Below are 18,116 nucleotides of genomic sequence, written 5' to 3'. Positions count from 1 at the left end.
ACGCCGCAGGACACGTGCTCGTCTCCGAACTGAAATCCTTCTATGCCGTGGCGCGCTGCGGGACGGTCACCAAGGCGGCCGAGCAACTGGGCGTGAGCCAGCCGACCGTCACCGGCCAACTGCGCCAGCTCGAGGCGCGCTACGGCATCGAGCTGTTCCACCGCCAGGGGCGCGGGCTGCAACTGTCGGCCGAGGGCGAGCGTCTGCTGCCGCTGGTCGAGCGCCTGGTGCAGCAGGAGAGCGAGATCGAGTTCCGCCTGCGCGACGCCAGCGACCTGCGCGGGGGCAGCCTGCGGGTGGGCGCGACCGGGCCCTTCTACATCATGCAGACGCTGCAGCGCTATCACGAGCGCTATCCCGGCGTGGACGTGTCGCTGGCCATCGGCAACTCGCAGGCCATGCTGGCGGCCCTACACGACTACCGCATCGAAGTCGCGACCTCGGCCTACCGGGTCGACGACGAGCGCCTGCACCGGCAGACCATCGCGGTCGATCCGCTGCATGTGGTCGCGCATCGCGACCATCCCCTGGCGCGCGGGAAGCTGGTGGCGTTGACCGAGCTCGCGCGGCACACGCTGCTGTTGCGCGAGCCGGGCTCGATGACGCGCCAGGCGAGCGAGGCGCTGCTGGTCGAAGCCCAGGTGCAGCCGCGCCGCGTGCTGGAGATCGGCAGCCGGGAGGCGATCCGCCAGGCCGTGCTGTGCGGGCTGGGCGTGAGCCTGATGCCCGTGCGCGAGGTGGCCTCGCACCCGGACCTGCTCGCGCTGCCCCTGCGCGGCATCCAGGCGCAGATGTGCGAATACCTGTACTGCCTGTGCGAGCGGCGCCCGGTGCAGGCGATCGCGCGATTCCTGGCGCTTGCGCCGGCGTTGGCGTGACCACGGGCCCACGCGCGCGGCGTGGGCCTCGCCACGGCCGCAGCGCCGGGCGGACGCCCGGCCGGCGCCGGCTCAGGCCAGGCCGGGCACCGCGGCCGCCGGATCGTTGCGCTGGCGTATCCATTCGGCGGCTTCGGGGAGCGAATCCACGATGCCGTCCACGTCCAGCGTGCTGACCTCGCGCCCTTCGTTGTAGCCATAGGGCACGACCAGCACGGCGGTGCCGGCGGCGCGGGCGGCCAGCGCGTCGTTGACCGAGTCGCCGATCACCACGGCTTGCGCCGGCACCTTGCCGAGCAGGTCGCAGGCGTGCAGAACGGGCTGCGGATGGGGCTTCTTGTGCTCGCAGGTGTCGCCGCAGACGACCACCGGGAAGAAGCCGCGCAGGCCGGTCTGCTCGAGCAGCGGCAGCGTGAATTCGGTGGGCTTGTTGGTGACCACGGCGAGCGCGATGCCTGCGTCGCGCATGGCCTTGAGCCCGTCCAGCGTGCCGTCGAAGATGCGGGTCCGGTCGCCGTTCACACGGTGGTAGTGGTGGCGAAAGAGGTCGAGCTCGCGGCTGATGTCGCGCGCGGCGTCTTCCTCGATCTGCAGGGAGCCCGCGAGCACGCGCCGCACGAGGTTCTCCATGCCTTTGCCGAGAAAGGTGGTGATGACGTCCTCGCGCATCGGCGCCATGCCCAGCTCCACGCGCAGCGCGTTGGCGGCGAGGGTCAGGTCGGGCGCGGTGTCGAGCAGCGTGCCGTCCAGGTCGAATAGCGCGGCTTCAAGCATCGATGGATTCGCCACGGCTGATCTCGCTGCGCAGGTCGCGGATGACCTGCGCGTAGTCGGGCTTGCCGAAAATGGCCGAGCCGGCAACGAAGGTGTCGGCGCCGGCGGCGCGGACCTGGGCGATGTTGTCGATCTTCACACCGCCGTCGACTTCAAGCAGAATGCGCTTTCCGGTAGCCTGTTCCCAGGCGTCGATGCGCGCGCGCGCTTCGCGCAGCTTGGGCAGCGCCGAGGGCAGGAAGCTCTGCCCGCCGAAGCCCGGGTTCACCGACATCAGCAGCACCATGTCGAGTTTGTCCATGACGTGGTCCATCCAGTCGAGCGGCGTGGCGGGGTTGAAGACCAGCCCCGCCCGGCAGCCGTGCTCGTGGATCAGCCCGAGCGTGCGGTCCACGTGCCGGCTGGCCTCGGGGTGGAAGGTGATGCTGTTGGCGCCTGCCTTGGCGAACATCGGCACCAGGGCGTCCACCGGCTCGACCATCAGGTGCACGTCGATCGGCGCCTGGGTGTGGGGCCGGATCGCCTCGCACACCATCGGCCCGATCGTCAGGTTGGGAACGTAATGGTTGTCCATGACGTCGAAGTGGATCCAGTCGGCTCCGGCCGCCACCACGTTGCGGATTTCCTCGCCCAGGCGGGCGAAATCCGCGGATAGAATGCTGGGTGCGATACGGGTTGCGCCCGGCCCGGTCTTAGACATGGTTTTTCCTTGGTGTGTTGAATTTCGTCAGGTGTGACGCGAAAGGCATGAAACCCTACGAGTTGTCCGTGACAGTTGTGCCGCGCTACGTCGCCGAGCAATCCGACCCGGCGCGACAGCAGTATGTGTTCGCGTATACGGTGAGAATCACCAATACCGGGGCATACCCCGCGCAGCTCATCAGCCGCCATTGGATCATCACCGACGGCGCCCAGCGCACGGAGGAAGTGCGCGGCCTGGGCGTCGTGGGCCAGCAGCCCCTGCTGCCGCCCGGCGAAAGTTTCGAATATACCAGCGGATGCCCCCTGTCCACGCCCGTGGGCACCATGCGGGGCACCTATCACTGTGTGGGCGAGAACGGCGTGCCGTTCGAGGTCGACATTCCCGAGTTCATGCTGGCCATGCCACGCACCCTGCATTGATCGATACATGACGCGAGTTCTTCCAAGGCAGTCCGGCACGTCCTTGCGTGCCCGCCTGCGCGGATGGCGCGTGCCCGCGACCCTGCTCGCCGCCGCCATCCTGGTTTCCGCCTGCACCGCCAACCGAGAGAAGGAGGACACGCAGGCACGTGCCATCCTCGAACAGGGCCAGGCCGGTACCGCTGTAGGCGATACCGGCGCCGAGGCCGCGCGGGCGGCGCCCGCCCTGCCGCCGGGGCTGCCGCCAGCCGCTGCGCTGCGCGCCGGGCAGGCCCTGCCCCATTTCACCGCGGCCAACTGGAGCAGTCTGCCTGCTTCCGATGCGCTCGAGCTGTCGGCGTATTGGGACGCCATGCTGCGCAACTGCCAGGCTGTCCTGCAGCGCGGCATGCGGCCCGCGGGCTCCACCTCGCCCGTGGTCGCCGCGCGCGCCTGGCGCGACGTGTGCGTGGCGGCGTTCGACCCGGCCAACGGGGTGGACCCGAGCCGCTCGGCCACGGTGCAGGCCTTCCTGCAGAAATGGCTGCAGCCCTGGGCCGTCACCGCCAACGGCCGCCCCGCCACCAATACCGTCACGGGCTACTACGAGCCGCTGGTGCGCGGCGCACGCCAGCGCAGCGGGCCCTACCAATGGCCGCTGTATGCCGTACCGGACGACATGCTGATCGTCGACCTGGGCTCGGCCTACCCCGAACTCGCCGGCAAGCGCGTGCGCGGCCGGCTGGTCGAGGGGCGGCGCGTGGTGCCCTACGACACGCGCGCCGACATCGCGCGTTCGGAGAATCCGCCCAAGGTGCTGGTGTGGGTCGACGACCCCGTGGACGCCTTCTTCCTGCAGGTGCAGGGCTCGGGCCGGGTCGAGCTGCAGGACGGCTTGGGCCGGACCAAGACCGTGCGCATGGCCTACGCCGACCAGAACGGCCATACCTACGCGTCGATCGGACGCTGGCTGGTCGACCAGGGCGAGCTCACGCTGGCCCAGGCTTCGATGCAGAACATCCGCGAGTGGGCGCGGCGCAATCCGGGCCGCGTCCAGGAAATGCTCAACGCCAACCCTTCGGTCATCTTCTTCAAGGAAGAGCCCGTGAGCCGGGCCGGCGAAGGGCCGCGCGGCGCCTTCGGCGTGCCGCTGACCGCGCAGCACTCGATCGCCGTCGACCCGCAGTTCGTGCCGCTGGGCGCGCCGGTGTTCCTCTCGACCACCTACCCGGGGTCCGACCGGCAGCTCAATCGCCTGGTGTTCGCCCAGGACACCGGCAGCGCCATCAAGGGGGCGGCGCGCGCCGACTTCTTCTGGGGCTTCGGCGATGAGGCCGGGGACATCGCCGGGCGCATGAAGCAGCCGGGCCGCATGTGGGTGCTGTGGCCCAAGGGGGCGGGGGCGCCGGCGGCCGACCGCTGAGACGGGCGCGGGCCGGCGCCCCGAGGCGCTGGGCGCTGCTCAGTAGTGCGGTGGGATCTCGTCGCGCAGCCTGCGCCAGGCGGAGCCTTCCGCGGGTTGCTGATCGCGCAGTTGCACCAGTTGCGCCGCCAGGGCGGCGATCTGTTTCTGCTGCTCGAACACCGTCCGGTTCAGGCGCTCGAGCAGGTCTTCGGCGAACGCGAGCTTGACTTCCAGCTCGGTGACGCGGCGCTGCAGGGTGTCGGGGTCTTCCATGCCGCTATTAGAACCGAAACCCGCCTTCGTTACCCGAGGGCGGGCCCGGTCGGCGCTCGCGGGTAGGGCAGGTCCCCATGGTCGAGCCGCATGCGGACGGAGTAAAACAGCATTTTCCCCAAGATACGAAGGGGATGCCCGAAGCGTTGTCCGTTATGCTTACGGCCCCCAAACAGGAGACGCCCATGAACCGCAGATGTATCGCCGCGTGTGCGCTGGCGCTGGCCGGCCTCGTCGCCGGCGCGGGCGCGCATGCGCAGCAGTATCCCGACAAACCGATCCAGATGATCGTGCCCTTTCCGCCCGGCGGCGGCACGGACATCCTCGCACGCCTGGTGGGCACCAAGCTGGGTGAGCACAGCCAGTGGAACGTGGTCGCCGAGAACCGGGGCGGCGCGGGCGGCACCATCGGCATCGCCACCGCCGTGCGCGCCAAGCCCGACGGCTACAACATGGTGATGGGCCAGAAGGACAACCTCGTCGTCGCGCCTTATCTGTACAAGAACATCTCGTACGACCCGATCAAGGACCTGGTGCCGGTGGCGCACGTGGGCTACACGCCCATCATCATCGTCACCGCCGCCAATTCCCGCTTCCAGACGCTGGCCGACGTGGTCGAGGCGGCCAAGGCCAAGCCGGATTCGGTCACCTACGGCTCGCCCGGCAGCGGCACCACCATCCACCTGGCGGGCGAGATCTTCAAGGAGGCCTCCGGTGCCGACATCCGCCACATCCCGTACAAGGGTTCGAACGCCGCCATGATGGACGTGCTCGCCGGCAACGTCGACCTGATGGTGTCGTCCGTCGCCTCGGCGATGGGCCAGATCCAGTCCGGCAACCTGCGCCCGCTCGCCGTAACGTCGGCCAAGCGCAGCTCCTCGCTGCCGGACGTGCCCACTGTCGCCGAACTGGGCTACCCGGACTTTGACGTCAGCACCTGGTACGGCGTCTTCATGCCCGCGGGCGCACCTGCCGACATCGTCGCCAAGGTGAATACCGAGGTGAACAAGGTACTGGCGCTGCCCGACACGCGCGATGCCATCCTCCAGCAGGGCGTGGAAGTGCTGCCGATGACGCCCGAAGCCTTCGGCGAACTGCTCGCCACCGACTACAAGAACTGGAAGAGCATCGTCGAGAATGCGGGGCTGACGCTCGAATAGGCGCAAGACCGGCACCGTCGTGAGATCGATCACCGACGGTGCGCGGCTCAGGCTTCAGCGTTCAGGCAGGCACGCCTTTGCCGGCACGCGGGGCCAGATCGAAGGCGGCAGGTCATACGCTTCCTGCAGCGCCCGCCTGCCCGGGGGCGTCACATCGACGGTTCGCGAGTCGGGCGTCCGGCGGGTCCATCCGCGCTCGAGATAATGCCGGCACAGCAGCGCGCCCAGCGTACCGCCCAGGTGCGCACGCCGCTCGCTCCAGTCCAGGCAGGCGCGACAGAAGACGCGGCGCGACGCCGGCCGCGCACTGGCGTCGAGATCGATGCCCAGACGGCCCATCAGCGCTTTGCCCGACTCGGTGAGCAGGCCGCCGTCGCCAGACAGTTCCAGATGTCCGGACGCGATCATGCTGTCGGTGATGGCCACGGCCAGTTCGCCCGCGAGATGGTCGTAGCAGGTCCGGGCGAAGCGCTGGGCGCGATCGCGAGGGCCGGTCACGGGCCTGCGGCGTCCGGACGCCGCGCCCGCTGCGTTGCTCTGCGCAGCGAACGCCATGATGCTCTCCAGCATGCCGGCGACCTCCCGGGACGCGAGCCGGTGGTAGCGGTGGCGTCCCTGCTTCTCGACCGTGACGAGCCCTCCCTCGGCGAGACGGGCCAGATGGGCGCTGGTGGTCGACGCGCTCACGCTGGCCACGCGCGCCAGCTCGCCCGCCGTCAGCGCACGGCCATCCATCAGCGCCATGAGCATGCCGGCGCGCGCAACGTCGCCCGCGAGCGCGGCGATCTCGGTGAATGACGACACACTGACCATGGTTCCTCCCGGGGTGGTTCGAGGAAACGCCGGGCCGCCGCAAGCTTCCTTGCCCGCTCGGCGGGGATGGGTGCAGCACGGCCTGGGGCGAGCCATCGTAGCCCGGATCCCGGCCCGGATGCTTCGTTCCGCGGCGAAGCATCGGCGCGCCCGGCGGCTTGAGAATGGCGCCTTCGCCATTCGTTTCTCCGTTCGCCGAGGCTTTCATGTCGACTTCCCTACCCGAGGGCAACCGCGCGGTGCGCGCGGCCTTCATCCTGGCCCTCTTCGGCTGGGGCGTGGGGTTCTACGGCCCGCCGGTCTACCTGGCCGCGGTCATGGCACGCACCGGATGGAGCCTGTCGCTGGTGTCAGCCGCGATCACACTGCATTTTCTCGCCGGCACGGTGGTGATCGCCAGCCTGCCACGCGCCTATGCCCGGCTCGGTGTGCCGCGCGTCACCATGTGCGGCGCGGCGTTCACCGCCCTGGGCGTGCTGGGCTGGGCCGTCGCCGGGCAGCCGTGGCAGCTATTCGCGGCCGCCGCCGTCAGCGGCGCCGGCTGGGTGACGATGGGCGCCGTGGCGGTCAACACCATCGTATCGCGGTGGTACGTGCAGGGAAGGCCGCTCGCGCTGGCGCGCGCCTACAACGGCGCGACGCTGGGCGGCGTGTTGTTCGTCCCGTTGTGGGCGGCCCTGATCCAGCGCTGGGGTTTCGTGTGCGCAGTGCTGCTCGTCGGCGCGTGCATGCTGGCCGTGGTCGGGCACCTGGCGCGCCGTGTTTTGGGGCGCACGCCGGCATCGCCCGCACCGTCCGCCTCGGCGGCGCCGACGGCGCCCGTCGCCGTTCCGGTACTGGCGGGCCGGCGCGGATCGGACGCCACGCCCGGCCTCTGGCGCAGCCGGGCGTTCGTCACGCTGGCCTTCGCCATGGCGGTCGGGTTGTTCGCGCAGATCGGCCTGCTCGCCCACTTGTTCGCCTTGCTCGCGCCGCGCTTCGGCGAGCAATTCTCCAGCCTGCTGATGGGGGCGGGCACCGCCTGCGCGATCGGCGGGCGCTACGTCGCCGCGGCGGCCGTGACGCGCTTTGGCCAGCGGCGCGCAGTCGCGGCGGCAAGCTATGCATGGCAGGCCCTGGGCGGCCTGGGCCTGATCCTGGGGTGGCTGCAGGGCAGCACCGTACTGCTGGTGGCCGGCGTGCTCCTGTTCGGCGCAGGCATCGGCAACGCCACCTCCCTGCCGCCGCTGATCGCGCAGACCGATTTTCCGGCGGCGCAGGTGGGCGTCGTCGTCGCCCGCATCGTGGCCTTGTCGCAGGCGGCATACGCTTTCGCCCCGCTCGCCTTCGGGACGGCGCTCGGCATGGCCCCGCATGGCTCGCCGCTCGTGTTGTTTGCCGGGGCCGCGGTGCTGCAGGTGGTGGCCGCGTTGGCGTTGCTTGGGGTGCGGCGCGCTGTGCTGCCCTAGCGGCCGGGGGCACTCCCGTATCGTTGAAGAAGCGATATCCTCTGGCGTAGGGCGTTCCCTTTCGGGGCACGGCATTGCGCAGTTTGGTGTACATCAGGGTCGAGATCTGGCCATCGGGTCCGTTATCGCCGCCGGAGCCGGGGAAGGCGCATCGTCACATGCCGGCTGTGATCCGTGTCGAGGAAAAGGCAGGGACTGTCTGCGCCGAAGACAGTTTGCGAAAAGGGAGGGGGCGCCCGCAGACGGCACGCGAGTCCGTCATCCCGGGGTGGCGGCTCAATGGGATACGGGGTGACGACTTTGGCGCGCTCCTTGCATGAGTAGTGCCGATGCTGCAGGCAGTCGGTATGCGCCTGGCTCGACGTAGCTTGAGCATCGTCCCGCCTTCGAGTCGGCGGCGCATCGACGTGGGGGTAAAGCTCCCGTTCGTAGCTACTATCCGACATGCAGCCCATCAGGAAACATGAATGAGTCCCAAAGATCCGTCTTCTCCCCACTTCGCCGAAGTCGTCGGTTATACGCGTCTACCGTCCGAGCCGAACACTGCGGTGCTGGAACTTCTGCTGCGTCCCGAGTTGTGCAATACCGGCGGCACCGTCCATGGCGGTGTCCTGATGACCATGCTGGATACGGCGGGGATGTGGGCCAGCAGCCTTCCGGGCAGAGCGTCCTCCGGCGCGACCGTGTCCATTTCATGCAATTTCGTCTCAGCCGTGCGACCGTCGGAGTGCGAACGATTGATTGCGCGCGCCAAAATCACCCGCGCAGGCAAGCGGATGTACTTTGCCAACATTGAGGCCAGCGCGCTTCCCGGCGGCAAGCTCGTGGCCACCGCGCAGGCGGTATACGCGTTTCCCCCCAGCGCGGTGAAGAACGCCGTCGCCGAGACGGATGCCGCTGCCTAGGCTCACCATAGAGGCCACGCATCCGCCTGGAACGGCTGAACCGGAGCAGCCTTCGGTTCTTCATGTGCGCTGGGCGGGTGCCGGCGATTTTCCGGATATCTCGGCCAGGCGCTTATAGAGATAGGATCGGGATATGCCCAGCGTCTCGGCGGTTTTTTTCTTGTTCCCATGGTTGCGCTGCAACACGCCCAGAATCAGGTCGATCTCCACCTGGTCTGTCACTTCCTTCATCGACGAATGGCTGCTCGGCGGCACCGGCGCGGCCAGTTCCGAAATGCGGACCGAATCCAGATGGTAGGAGCCTCGGGTTTCTCCCGCGGTCTCGATATCCGCGCCACTGATTTCTTCGCCTGTACAAAAGATGGCAGCCCGCTCGATGACGTGCTGCAGCTCGCGAATGTTCCCTGGCCAGCTCAATGACTGAAGTTGGCGCAGCGCTGCGGGCTGGATGTCCTTGACTGGCACGCCGTGGCGAGCGGCAAAATTCTTCAGGAATGCTTCGACCAGGGCCGGAATATCCTCCGGGCGATCGCGAAGCGGCGGCAGATGCAAGGTCACGGCGCTGATTCGGTAGAAAAAATCCAGGCGGAAAGAACCGTTGCCGAGCATGCTGTTGAAATCCCGGTTGCTGGCCGAGATGAGGCGAAAGTTGGAGCGCCGCTGCCGCTCGCTGCCCACGCGTTGGAACGTGCCGTCCTGCAGGGTGCGCAACAGCTTGACCTGGATGTCCAGCGGCATGTCCCCGATTTCGTCGAGGAACAGGGAGCCCTGGTCGGCCTGCTCGAATTTTCCCGGCCTGCCCTTGCGGTCCGCGCCGGTGAAGGCGCCGCTTTCATAGCCGAACAACTCGCTTTCGACGAGTGATACCGGCAGTGCGGCGGAATTCACAACCACCATGGGCTGGTTGCTGCGTGGACTGAGCATGTGAATGGCATGGGCCACCACGTCCTTGCCAACCCCGCTTTCGCCCAGCAGCAGCACGGGGACATCCAGGGGGGCGATCCTGATGATCTGTTCCTTCAGACGCGACACTGGCCCGCTGTTGCCGATGATCGCATCCAGCCCACGGCTCTGCCGCTCCAGACTGGACAGCTCGCGCCGGTAGAAATTGACCTCTTTGCGCAGGCGCGAGATCTCCGCGCTCATCTCCTGCATGGCGTCCGGGCTCTTGAACATGACCTGCCCGATGGCGCCGACGATGCGATTCTGGCGATCGAGTATGGGCGTGCGACTGACCACGCGCGTGGTGCCGCGCATTTCCTGGACCTGGCCGATCTCCGCCTTACCGCTGCGCAGCACCGCATCCAGGCGAGTGTTCTCGATCACTTCCTTGACGGGCCTGCCGAGCCCCTGGTCAGGCAACAGCTTGAAGAACTGCCTGTGCACGGGACTCATGTAGCGCAGTATCCCCTGCGCATCCACCACGTTGATCGCCTCATACGGGCTGGTGATGAAATGGCGCAGGATGTCGCCGGCGAAATCGACGCTCGCCATGAACTTGAACAAAGGGTCCATGGCGTCGTGTCCAAAGACCAGAAAGCACGCACAACCCTCCTCGCTGGCGCTGAACACGCTGAGCGGCTGATCCAGGTGTTCCAGAATGAACAACGAGGCGAGCGGCCTGACGGCTCTTGCCATCCAACGTCTGGACAGATCACGCTGCAGCCGCGTATCGGAGGCGATGCCCGAAGCGAAGCGCACCCCGCCTTCGGCATCCAGAACCAGAGCTCCCCGAGTGTCATTTTTCATGCAACTGTCTCCGATATGAACGCGTGCCCGCTGAAGTGTCGTTGCGAAAGACACTTCAGAGGCTCCCCGCTTGAGCATGGGCGGCGTCCAGCGCCTTGCCTCGTCTCATCCCATGGATTGGCATGGGTCTTGCACTATCCCCGCCGGAGCAATTTCGCATAGGAATGCCCTGATGAGGCAAGGAAACCGTCCTTCCTGCAGTTCCCACCCGGCTGGGCGCGGGTCATTGGCCCGATTGTGCGCACTCGATACGGTAACGTCAATTGTTGGTTCATTTAATAGAAAAGCGATGGATCGCCGCACGGCGGCATCCGGTCATGGAGCGTTCGCCATGGCGGCCATCGAAACCGCATCCGAGGTGCGGCGTGGCGGGTTGGAGTATGCGCCGCGTGTGATGCATGAATCGATGCCGCGGAATCGTTCGAACGTTGCCCTCGAGGTGCCCGTGGAAACAACCCGGTCCGGCCTCTGGCCACCAATGGCCTATGGAGAGGCGGAGAGAGTTCATGACTAGGCTACTGACACTGCATGATCCGCAAGAGGCGCGTCAGCATTATGTTTCCGGCATATGGCAACCGGATACTATGTACACCCTCGCGCGCCAGCATGCCCGGGACCGGCCCGACGCGCAGGCGCTGCGCGACCCTTTTCGCAGGTTGACCTGGCGCGAGCTTCTGGCTCATACGGACAGCGTGGCCGAAAGCCTGCATCGGGCCGGCCTGCGTCAAGGCGACCGGGTGGCCGCGTGGCTACCGAGCCGCGCCGAGGTGGTGGTCCTGTTTCTCGCATGTTCGCGCAACGGCTATGTGTTCTGCCCGTCGCTGCACCAGAACTACACCGTTGCAGAAGTCGTGGAACTGGCGCAGCGGATGCGCTGCAAGGCGCTATTCGTGACGCCCGGCTATGGCGCCGATTCGGATCGCTATGACATTTTCGCGAGCGCAGCGGACATTCCATCGCTCAAGCGGATGTATACCGTGCCGCCCGCGGGCACCGGCGCGCCGGTGCCTGCAGGAACTACACCGTTTCCCGGCGCGGCGGATCTGCCTTCGGTCCTGAGCACCCCGACGCTGAATCCCGACAAGATCACGTATCTGGCGTTCACGTCTGGAACCACCGGGGCGCCCAAAGGGGTGATGCACAGCGACAATACGCTGCTGGCGAACGGCCGGGCCCTCGTGAAGGATTGGCATCACGATAAGGAATCCATCGTGCTGTCCCTGAGCCCCTTGAGCCATCATATCGGCACCGTCGCCATAGAGCAGATGCTGGTGGCCGGGATGGAACTAGTCCTGCACGAGCCGGGCGCAGGGTGGCGCCCCCTGGATTGGCTGCTCGAAACCGGCGCCACCTATGTCATGGGCGTGCCGACACATGCCATGGATCTGCTGGTCGAAATGAGCCGGCGGGGCTTGCCCGAGCTCGGCGCCGTCAAGTCCTTCTACATGGCCGGTTCGACCATTCCGCAGGAACTGGCCGAGAAGTTCCTGCGCATAGGCGTCACGCCGCAGAACGTCTATGGGATGACCGAGAACGGGTCGCACCAGTACACGCTGCCTTCCGATCCCACGGAGGCCGTCGTATCCACCTGCGGCCGGGCGTGCAGCGGCTACGAGATCCGCATCTGGAAGCAGGACGACCCGGACAGCGAGGCTGGAGTCGGCGAGATCGGCGAGATCGGTGGCCGGGGCGGCTTGCTCATGCTCGGCTACTACGGCAACCAGGACGCCACCGAGACGTCGTTCAATGCGTCGGGCTGGTTCATGAGCGGCGATCTCGGTATGTTGGACGAAGACGGGCGCATACGTATCGTCGGGCGCAAGAAGGACTTGATCATCCGCGGCGGCCACAACATCCATCCGGCGCGCATCGAGGATCTGGCGCACAGGCATCCCGACGTACTCAAGGCGGCGGCCTTTCCGGTGGCCGACGCACGCCTGGGTGAGCGCGTCTGCCTGGCCATCATCGCGCAGCCCGGCACGGAGCTGCAGGCCAATGCCCTGCTGAGCCACTTGTACGACGCCGGGCTGTCGAAGTACGACATGCCCGAGTACTTCATCCGCCTGGATAGCTTGCCGCTGACGCCCAGCGGCAAGATTCTCAAGCGCGAACTGGTCCAATGGGTGAAGGAGAAGAAGATCGAACCCGTTTCCGTCCGCTGGGAAGGGCGCGACCGGACCGCCGCCACCGCTCATTGAGGCCGATATGACCGTCAACACCGCACTGGACGGCGATATTGCCGTCATCACCCTGGATCGCCAGAAGGCGCTCAATGCCCTAAGCTTCGCGCAGTTGGATGCGTTGGACGAGGCCATCGCTCAAGTGGCGCGCTCCGCAGCGCGCGGCCTGGTGGTGGTCGGCGCGGGCGACAAGGCGTTCTGCGCCGGCGCCGATATCCCCGAATTGACGGGGCGCACGCTGCATGAAGAGCACGAAGGGTCCCGCCTGGGGCAGGAGGTCTTCGAGCGCATCAGCCGGCTGCGAATCCCCTCGGTGGCTGTCATCCAGGGCTACGCCTTCGGCGGTGGGCTGGAGCTGGCGCTGGCTTGTACATTCCGCGTCGCGACCCCCGCTGCCCGCATGGGCCTGCCGGAGATCAAGCTGGGCCTGATTCCCGGCTACGGGGGCACGCAGCGCCTGCCTCGCCTGATCGGCGAGGGCCGCGCGCTGGAACTCATCCTCTCGGGCCGCACGCTCAAGGCCGACGAGGCCGAGCGCATCGGCCTGGTCAACCGCGTTGTACAGGAAGGCACGCCGGCGGGCATCGGCCGGGACTTCCTGGTGCCCTATCTGCAATACGGTCTGCCTGCCCTGGATCTGGCGCGTCAGGCAGTGCAGCGCGGCATGCAGACGACGCTGGAGCATGGCCTGCGGATCGAGCGCGATCTGTCCACCCTGGCCTACCGCACGGCCGACGCGGCCGAAGGCATGCAAGCCTTCATCGAGAAGCGAGCACCTCTTTTCAAGGATGCCTGAGCCATGAGCGATCCTTTCATCATCGTCACGGGCGCCAGCCGTGGCATCGGTGCCGAGATCGCACTCGGTCTGGCGCGCAGCGGCTTTCAAGTGGGCTGCCTGTCGCGTTCTGGCGAATTGCCGCGCCTGGACGACGTGCCGGATGAGGTGCGGGTACGCTGGCACGCCGCCGCTTGCGATGTCGGCGATCCGGCGCAGATCGCGCAAGCCTTCGAGGCGATGGCCAGGCTCTGCGATGGCCGTCTGGCCGGCCTGGTGAACAACGCCGGGCTGCATACCGATGGCGACTCGGCCAGCCTGCCGCCCGAAGCGTTCAACAATCTGCTGCACGTGAACGCCACCTCGGTGCTGATGGCCAGCCAGGCCGCCTATCCGCTGCTGCGGGCGAACGGCGGCGGTCTGATCATCAACATGGGTTCGTTCTACGACAAGCTAGGCGTCAAGCAGAACACGGCCTATTGCGCCTCGAAGGCGGCTGTGGGCGCTATCACGCGCTGCCTGGCCGTGGAGTGGGCGAACGATGGCATCCAGGCGGTGAACATCGCGCCCGGCTATGTCGTGACGGATCTCAACCGCGAGTTCCTGACCACGGGCCCGCTGGCCAGGCATCTGCAGAAGCGCATTCCGCGCCACGCGCCTGCCCAGGCCCACGAAGTGGCCGACCTGGTGGTATCGCTGGCCCTGCTCAAGTCGCGTTTCTTGACAGGAGAAACCATTTATCTGGACGGTGGACAGCCCCTGGCCGTCTGATGCCCAGCCTGCACTTTCCGCCTTTCGTGGACACGTACCGGAGTACGCGATGAATGTACTGCAAAGCCTGGATGCCTCCCTGCCATGGAGCGAGGAGGAAACCATGCTGCTCGAATCGGTGCGCGGCCTGGCGCGCACACGCATTGCCCCCAGGGCTGCCGCCCTGGACCGCAGCGGCGCGTTTCCTTGGGAGAACGTCGCCGACATCAATGCGCTCGGCCTGAACAGCATGTTCATACCCGAATCGTATGGTGGTGCACCCCTGTCCTATTCCTGCTATCTCGCCTGCGTGCGGGAGATCTCGGCGGCGTGCGCGTCGACGGGCATCGTCTGGGCCACCAATTTCCATGCGATCAAGCCCCTAATCCAATTCGGCAGCGACGAGCAGAAACAGCGCCTGTTGCCGCGCGTCGCCGAGGGCGGACTGGCCTCGCTGGTCATCACCGAGCCATCCGCTGGCTCGGACGCCACGGGTATGCGTACGCGCCTCGAGGAAGACAGCGACGAGATCGTGATCAACGGCCAGAAGACTTTCATCACCAACGGCGATGTGGCCGACGTCTATCTGCTGTTCGGCAAGTGGGTGGGCATCGACGATCCCAAGAAAGCCATCAGTGCGGCTGTTGTCCAGAAGGGCACGCCCGGCCTGAACGTGATCGGTGTGGAAAGCAAGATGGGCACGCGCGCTTCCAGCACGGCTACGCTGTCCTTCGAGAACTGCCGCATCCCGCGTGCGAATCTGCTGTGCAAGCCGGGCGACGGCCTGCACATTCTGCTGACGTCGCTGAACAAGTCGCGGCCCAGCGTGGCGGCTCACGCGCTGGGCATTGCCCGGGCCGCGTTCGAGGACGCCATCGCGTACATCAACGAGCGCCGCCAGTTCCGCAAGCGCGTGCTGGAGTTTCAGGGCGTGCAGTTCCTGGTGGCCGACCTGGCGGCCGAGCTGGCCACCTGCGAATCCTGGCTGTGGCGGGTCGGCCGGATGGTGGACGATGAGGCATCGGACATCGGGATCGAGGCCTCCATTCTCAAACTCAAGGCGACGGACCTGGCCATGCGCATGGCCACCGAGGCTGTACAGCTCATGGGCGGATACGGCTATTGCCAGGACTACCGGGTGGAGCGCCTGATGCGCGACGCAAAGATCACGCAGATCTGGGAGGGCACTAACCAGATTCATCGTCAATTGATAGGACGCAGCTTCTTGTCGAAGGAAAACAGCGCATGACTACGATCAAAACAGTGGGCGTCGTCGGGTGCGGCACCATGGGTACGGGCATCGCCATCGTGGTGGCGCGGGCCGGATTCAAGACCCGCGTATACGACACGCGAGCCGAGTTGCTGGAGCAAAGCCGCAAGCAGGCGGCGGCGTTCCTGCGCAAGTCGGTCGAACGCGGCAAGCTGGCTGCCCGCCAGGACGAAGCCATTTTGGCGAACTGGCACGGCACCGACGACATTGAGGTCCTGGCAGACTGCGACCTGGTCATCGAGGCGGTATTCGAGGACGTCGCGGTGAAGCATGAGCTGTTCAGCCGCTTGAACGGCATCTGCCCGCCGCACACGATCTTCGCGTCGAACACGTCGACCATCTCCATCACCGAGATCGCCGGCGGCAGCGGACGCGACGCGCAGGTGGTGGGCATGCATTTCTGCCTGCCGGCACAGATGATGAAGCTGGTAGAAATGTCGCCTGGTTTGAACACCTCCGTGCAGGCATTCCAGCAGGCCTGGGACTTCTGTCTGGCGCTCAAGCAGACGCCGGTGCGCACACAGGATACCCCGGGCTTCATCCTGAACTACTTTCTGGTGCCCTGGCACAACGATGTCATCAACCTGGTGGACCAGGGCGTCGCCGAGCCCGCCGACATCGACGTCGCGGTGAAGACGGCACTCGGCTACCCGCTGGGGCCGCTGGAGCTGCTGGACATGGTGGGCATGGATACCCAGAAGCTGCTGTGCGAAGCTCTGTACGGCGTGACCCACGAGCCGCGTGCCGCCTGCCCCGCTCTGGTCAAACGCATGATCGGCGCGCGCCGCCTGGGCCGCAAGAGTGGCACTGGCTTCCATCGTTACGACAGCGACAAGATTTTCGGAGCGTGAACCAAGTGGCTTACCGAATCATCGATACCGGATCGAGCTTTTCCTTTCCCGACACGCATGCGTTCCTGCAGGTGGCCCAGGCGGACGGTGCGAGCCGCGTCTACCTCGGTGCGAACGCGGGCCTGCGCTATCAACGCGAGCAGGCAGACGCGCAGGCAGCGCCTTTCGTTGCCATCGAGCTGGATACGGAGTGCCTGGGAGTCCATACCGGCGAAGAGGACGACGGCCAGGCAGGCAACGTCGTGGGATTCGCCCGCTTTCGCCTGGGCGAGGGCGAGCCCACGCCGCTGGTGGAGTTGGTGCGCAAGCCCTTCACACGCCCGCAGACGCTGCAGGCCGCCCGCCAGGCGTTCGAGGCAGCAGGCCTGGTGGTGGCGGTCTGCAACGACTTTCCCGGCCGTATCCTGAATCGCCTGGTGCGCCCCTTCTACAACGCCGCGCTGAGGCGGCTGGACGAAGGCCTGGCCAGCGCCGAGGACATGGACACTACGCTGCGGTTGGGCCTGGGTTATCCTGAAGGCCCCATCTCGCTGTTGCGACGTACAGGCCTGCACCATCACTACCGCGTGACGCAAGCGCTGTATCAGATGCTCGGACAGGAGGCCTATGCGCCGGCGCGGCAGGCCCGTGTTGCCTGGTTGCGCCAGAACGCGGAGACGGACGATGCCCGCGCTCAGTGACGTCACGGTACTGGACTTCAGCACGCTGCTGCCGGGCCCATTGTGCACGCTGCTGTTGGCCGAGGCCGGTGCCCGGGTCATCAAGATCGAGCGGCCGGACGGCGATGAAATGCGCGCCTACGAGCCCAAGTTGGGCACGGACAGCGTCAACTTCACGTTGTTGAACCGTGGCAAGACCTCACTGGCCGTCGATCTGAAGGACCCCGCTCAGCGCGTGCGTATCGAGCAGCTCATCGCCGAGGCTGACGTGCTGGTGGAACAATTTAGGCCCGGCGTCATGCGGCGGCTGGGGCTGGGCTATGACGCGGTGGCGCGCATCAATCCGAGGATGATCTATTGCTCCATTACCGGCTACGGGCAGACAGGTCCCAAGGCGGGCATCGCAGCACACGACCTGAACTATCAGGCGCAGACCGGTATGCTGGCATTGAGCGGTGATGCACAAAACCAGCCTACGATCCCCCCCACGCTGACCGCGGATATCGCGGGCGGCGCCTATCCCGCGGTCATGAACATCCTGCTGGCCCTGCGGCAGTGCGAAACCTCCGGTGAGGGCTGCCATCTGGATATCGCCATGGCTGACAACCTGTTCCCTCTGATGTACTGGGGCCTGGGCAACGGCTGGCAGCAAGGACAATGGCCCCGCAGGAGCGCCGAACAGGTCACCGGGGGGAGTTGCCGGTATCAGATATACCGCACTGCCGACGACCGCTTCCTCGCTGCGGCGCCGCTGGAAGACAAGTTCTGGCACGCGTTCGTGACGCGCATCGGGATGCCTGAAGTGGCCGAACAGCCCGATAGCAACGCCTTGCGCGAGCAAATTGCCGACACTATCCGCACCCGCAGTGCCGCCGAGTGGATGCAGGTGCTGGCCGGTGCCGACACCTGCGTGTGTGAAGTGGTGGACCTGCAGCAGGCCGTGCTGGACCCGCACTTCGTCGAGCGAGGCGTGTTCGCGCAGCGGGTAGGCAACCGGCAGGGCGCATCCATGCCGGCCTTGCCCGTGCCCATTGCCGCGTGCCTGCGAGCGCACGGCAGCGCACGCGCCCCGGCCTTGGGTGAGCATGGCTGACGACGGCGCATGCCCGAACGCATGTCCGGTGC

The 18,116-nt window shown here is 66.7% G+C and carries 18 protein-coding genes; 13 read left to right on the top strand and 5 right to left on the bottom strand.

Annotated features, from left to right (window positions below):
• Positions 1–14: 14 nt before the first annotated feature.
• Entirely contained in the window at positions 15–878 is an 864-nt protein-coding gene (locus tag FOZ76_RS16185; RefSeq protein ID WP_143949497.1) for a LysR substrate-binding domain-containing protein, read from the top strand.
• 72 nt (positions 879–950) lie between these two features.
• On the opposite strand, the gene FOZ76_RS16180 is transcribed toward FOZ76_RS16185, so the two are convergent.
• Both FOZ76_RS16180 and rpe read right to left on the bottom strand, forming a co-directional pair.
• Complete coding sequence (locus FOZ76_RS16180) at positions 951–1,652, bottom strand: phosphoglycolate phosphatase (RefSeq protein WP_143949291.1); 702 nt, start codon at positions 1,650–1,652, stop codon at positions 951–953.
• Positions 1,645–2,352, bottom strand: coding sequence for a ribulose-phosphate 3-epimerase (rpe, locus tag FOZ76_RS16175; RefSeq protein ID WP_143949290.1), 708 nt, complete (start codon positions 2,350–2,352; stop codon positions 1,645–1,647). The genes FOZ76_RS16180 and rpe overlap by 8 nt, the downstream gene beginning before the upstream one ends.
• Before the next feature lie 47 nt (positions 2,353–2,399).
• Here rpe and apaG point away from each other — a divergent pair, with 47 nt between their 5' ends.
• Positions 2,400–2,774 carry a Co2+/Mg2+ efflux protein ApaG gene (gene apaG, locus FOZ76_RS16170; protein ID WP_143949289.1) on the top strand — a complete coding sequence of 125 codons (375 nt, stop codon included), beginning with the start codon at positions 2,400–2,402 and terminating at the stop codon, positions 2,772–2,774.
• Between the two features lie 7 nt (positions 2,775–2,781).
• The gene (gene mltA, locus FOZ76_RS16165; RefSeq protein ID WP_143949288.1) at positions 2,782–4,176 is read left to right on the top strand and encodes a murein transglycosylase A; all 1,395 of its coding nucleotides are present in this window, start codon (positions 2,782–2,784) and stop codon (positions 4,174–4,176) included.
• Between the two features lie 39 nt (positions 4,177–4,215).
• Here mltA and FOZ76_RS16160 read toward each other — a convergent pair whose 3' ends face one another.
• Positions 4,216–4,431, bottom strand: coding sequence for a SlyX family protein (locus tag FOZ76_RS16160; protein ID WP_143949287.1), 216 nt, complete (start codon positions 4,429–4,431; stop codon positions 4,216–4,218).
• A gap of 185 nt (positions 4,432–4,616) precedes the next feature.
• On the opposite strand from FOZ76_RS16160, the gene FOZ76_RS16155 reads away from it, so the two are divergent.
• On the top strand, positions 4,617–5,591 hold the full coding sequence (locus FOZ76_RS16155; protein WP_143949286.1) for a Bug family tripartite tricarboxylate transporter substrate binding protein: 975 nt from the start codon (positions 4,617–4,619) through the stop codon (positions 5,589–5,591).
• A gap of 54 nt (positions 5,592–5,645) precedes the next feature.
• Here FOZ76_RS16155 and FOZ76_RS16150 read toward each other — a convergent pair whose 3' ends face one another.
• Positions 5,646–6,404, bottom strand: coding sequence for an ArsR/SmtB family transcription factor (locus FOZ76_RS16150; RefSeq protein WP_143949285.1), 759 nt, complete (start codon positions 6,402–6,404; stop codon positions 5,646–5,648).
• A 206-nt stretch (positions 6,405–6,610) separates the two neighbouring features.
• On the opposite strand from FOZ76_RS16150, the gene FOZ76_RS16145 reads away from it, so the two are divergent.
• Together FOZ76_RS16145 and FOZ76_RS16140 are read left to right on the top strand one after the other, a co-directional pair.
• Complete coding sequence (locus FOZ76_RS16145) at positions 6,611–7,852, top strand: MFS transporter (protein WP_170235487.1); 1,242 nt, start codon at positions 6,611–6,613, stop codon at positions 7,850–7,852.
• Between the two features lie 467 nt (positions 7,853–8,319).
• Positions 8,320–8,757, top strand: a complete 438-nt coding sequence (locus tag FOZ76_RS16140) for a PaaI family thioesterase (protein ID WP_143949284.1) — start codon at positions 8,320–8,322, stop codon at positions 8,755–8,757.
• 60 nt (positions 8,758–8,817) lie between these two features.
• Here the strand turns inward: FOZ76_RS16140 and FOZ76_RS16135 are convergent, their stop codons facing one another.
• Complete coding sequence (locus FOZ76_RS16135; protein WP_246129562.1) at positions 8,818–10,584, bottom strand: sigma-54 interaction domain-containing protein; 1,767 nt, start codon at positions 10,582–10,584, stop codon at positions 8,818–8,820.
• Positions 10,585–10,904: 320 nt separating this feature from the next.
• Between FOZ76_RS16135 and FOZ76_RS16130 the strand changes: the two genes are divergently transcribed.
• The 7 genes from FOZ76_RS16130 to FOZ76_RS16100 are packed head-to-tail and all read left to right on the top strand — an operon-like array spanning position 10,905 to position 18,084.
• Positions 10,905–12,704, top strand: a complete 1,800-nt coding sequence (locus FOZ76_RS16130; RefSeq protein WP_342781880.1) for a class I adenylate-forming enzyme family protein — start codon at positions 10,905–10,907, stop codon at positions 12,702–12,704.
• A 7-nt stretch (positions 12,705–12,711) separates the two neighbouring features.
• The gene (locus tag FOZ76_RS16125; protein ID WP_143949283.1) at positions 12,712–13,482 is read left to right on the top strand and encodes an enoyl-CoA hydratase/isomerase family protein; all 771 of its coding nucleotides are present in this window, start codon (positions 12,712–12,714) and stop codon (positions 13,480–13,482) included.
• Between the two features lie 3 nt (positions 13,483–13,485).
• A complete protein-coding gene (locus FOZ76_RS16120) occupies positions 13,486–14,232 on the top strand; it encodes an SDR family NAD(P)-dependent oxidoreductase (protein WP_143949282.1) in 747 nt (248 codons plus the stop codon).
• Positions 14,233–14,281: 49 nt separating this feature from the next.
• Complete coding sequence (locus tag FOZ76_RS16115; RefSeq protein WP_143949281.1) at positions 14,282–15,460, top strand: acyl-CoA dehydrogenase family protein; 1,179 nt, start codon at positions 14,282–14,284, stop codon at positions 15,458–15,460.
• The gene (locus FOZ76_RS16110) at positions 15,457–16,332 is read left to right on the top strand and encodes a 3-hydroxyacyl-CoA dehydrogenase family protein (RefSeq protein WP_143949280.1); all 876 of its coding nucleotides are present in this window, start codon (positions 15,457–15,459) and stop codon (positions 16,330–16,332) included. Before FOZ76_RS16115 ends, FOZ76_RS16110 begins: the two co-directional genes overlap by 4 nt.
• Complete coding sequence (locus FOZ76_RS16105) at positions 16,329–17,012, top strand: 3-hydroxyacyl-CoA dehydrogenase family protein (RefSeq protein ID WP_246129560.1); 684 nt, start codon at positions 16,329–16,331, stop codon at positions 17,010–17,012. The genes FOZ76_RS16110 and FOZ76_RS16105 overlap by 4 nt, the downstream gene beginning before the upstream one ends.
• Positions 16,996–18,084: a CaiB/BaiF CoA transferase family protein gene (locus FOZ76_RS16100; RefSeq protein ID WP_246129558.1), complete on the top strand. Its 1,089-nt coding sequence runs from the start codon at positions 16,996–16,998 to the stop codon at positions 18,082–18,084. Before FOZ76_RS16105 ends, FOZ76_RS16100 begins: the two co-directional genes overlap by 17 nt.
• Positions 18,085–18,116 lie beyond the last annotated feature (32 nt).

The organism is Verticiella sediminum (assembly GCF_007558815.1).
Lineage (GTDB): Bacteria > Pseudomonadota > Gammaproteobacteria > Burkholderiales > Burkholderiaceae_B > Verticiella > Verticiella sediminum.
This window is presented reverse-complemented; position numbering and strand designations above follow the sequence as displayed.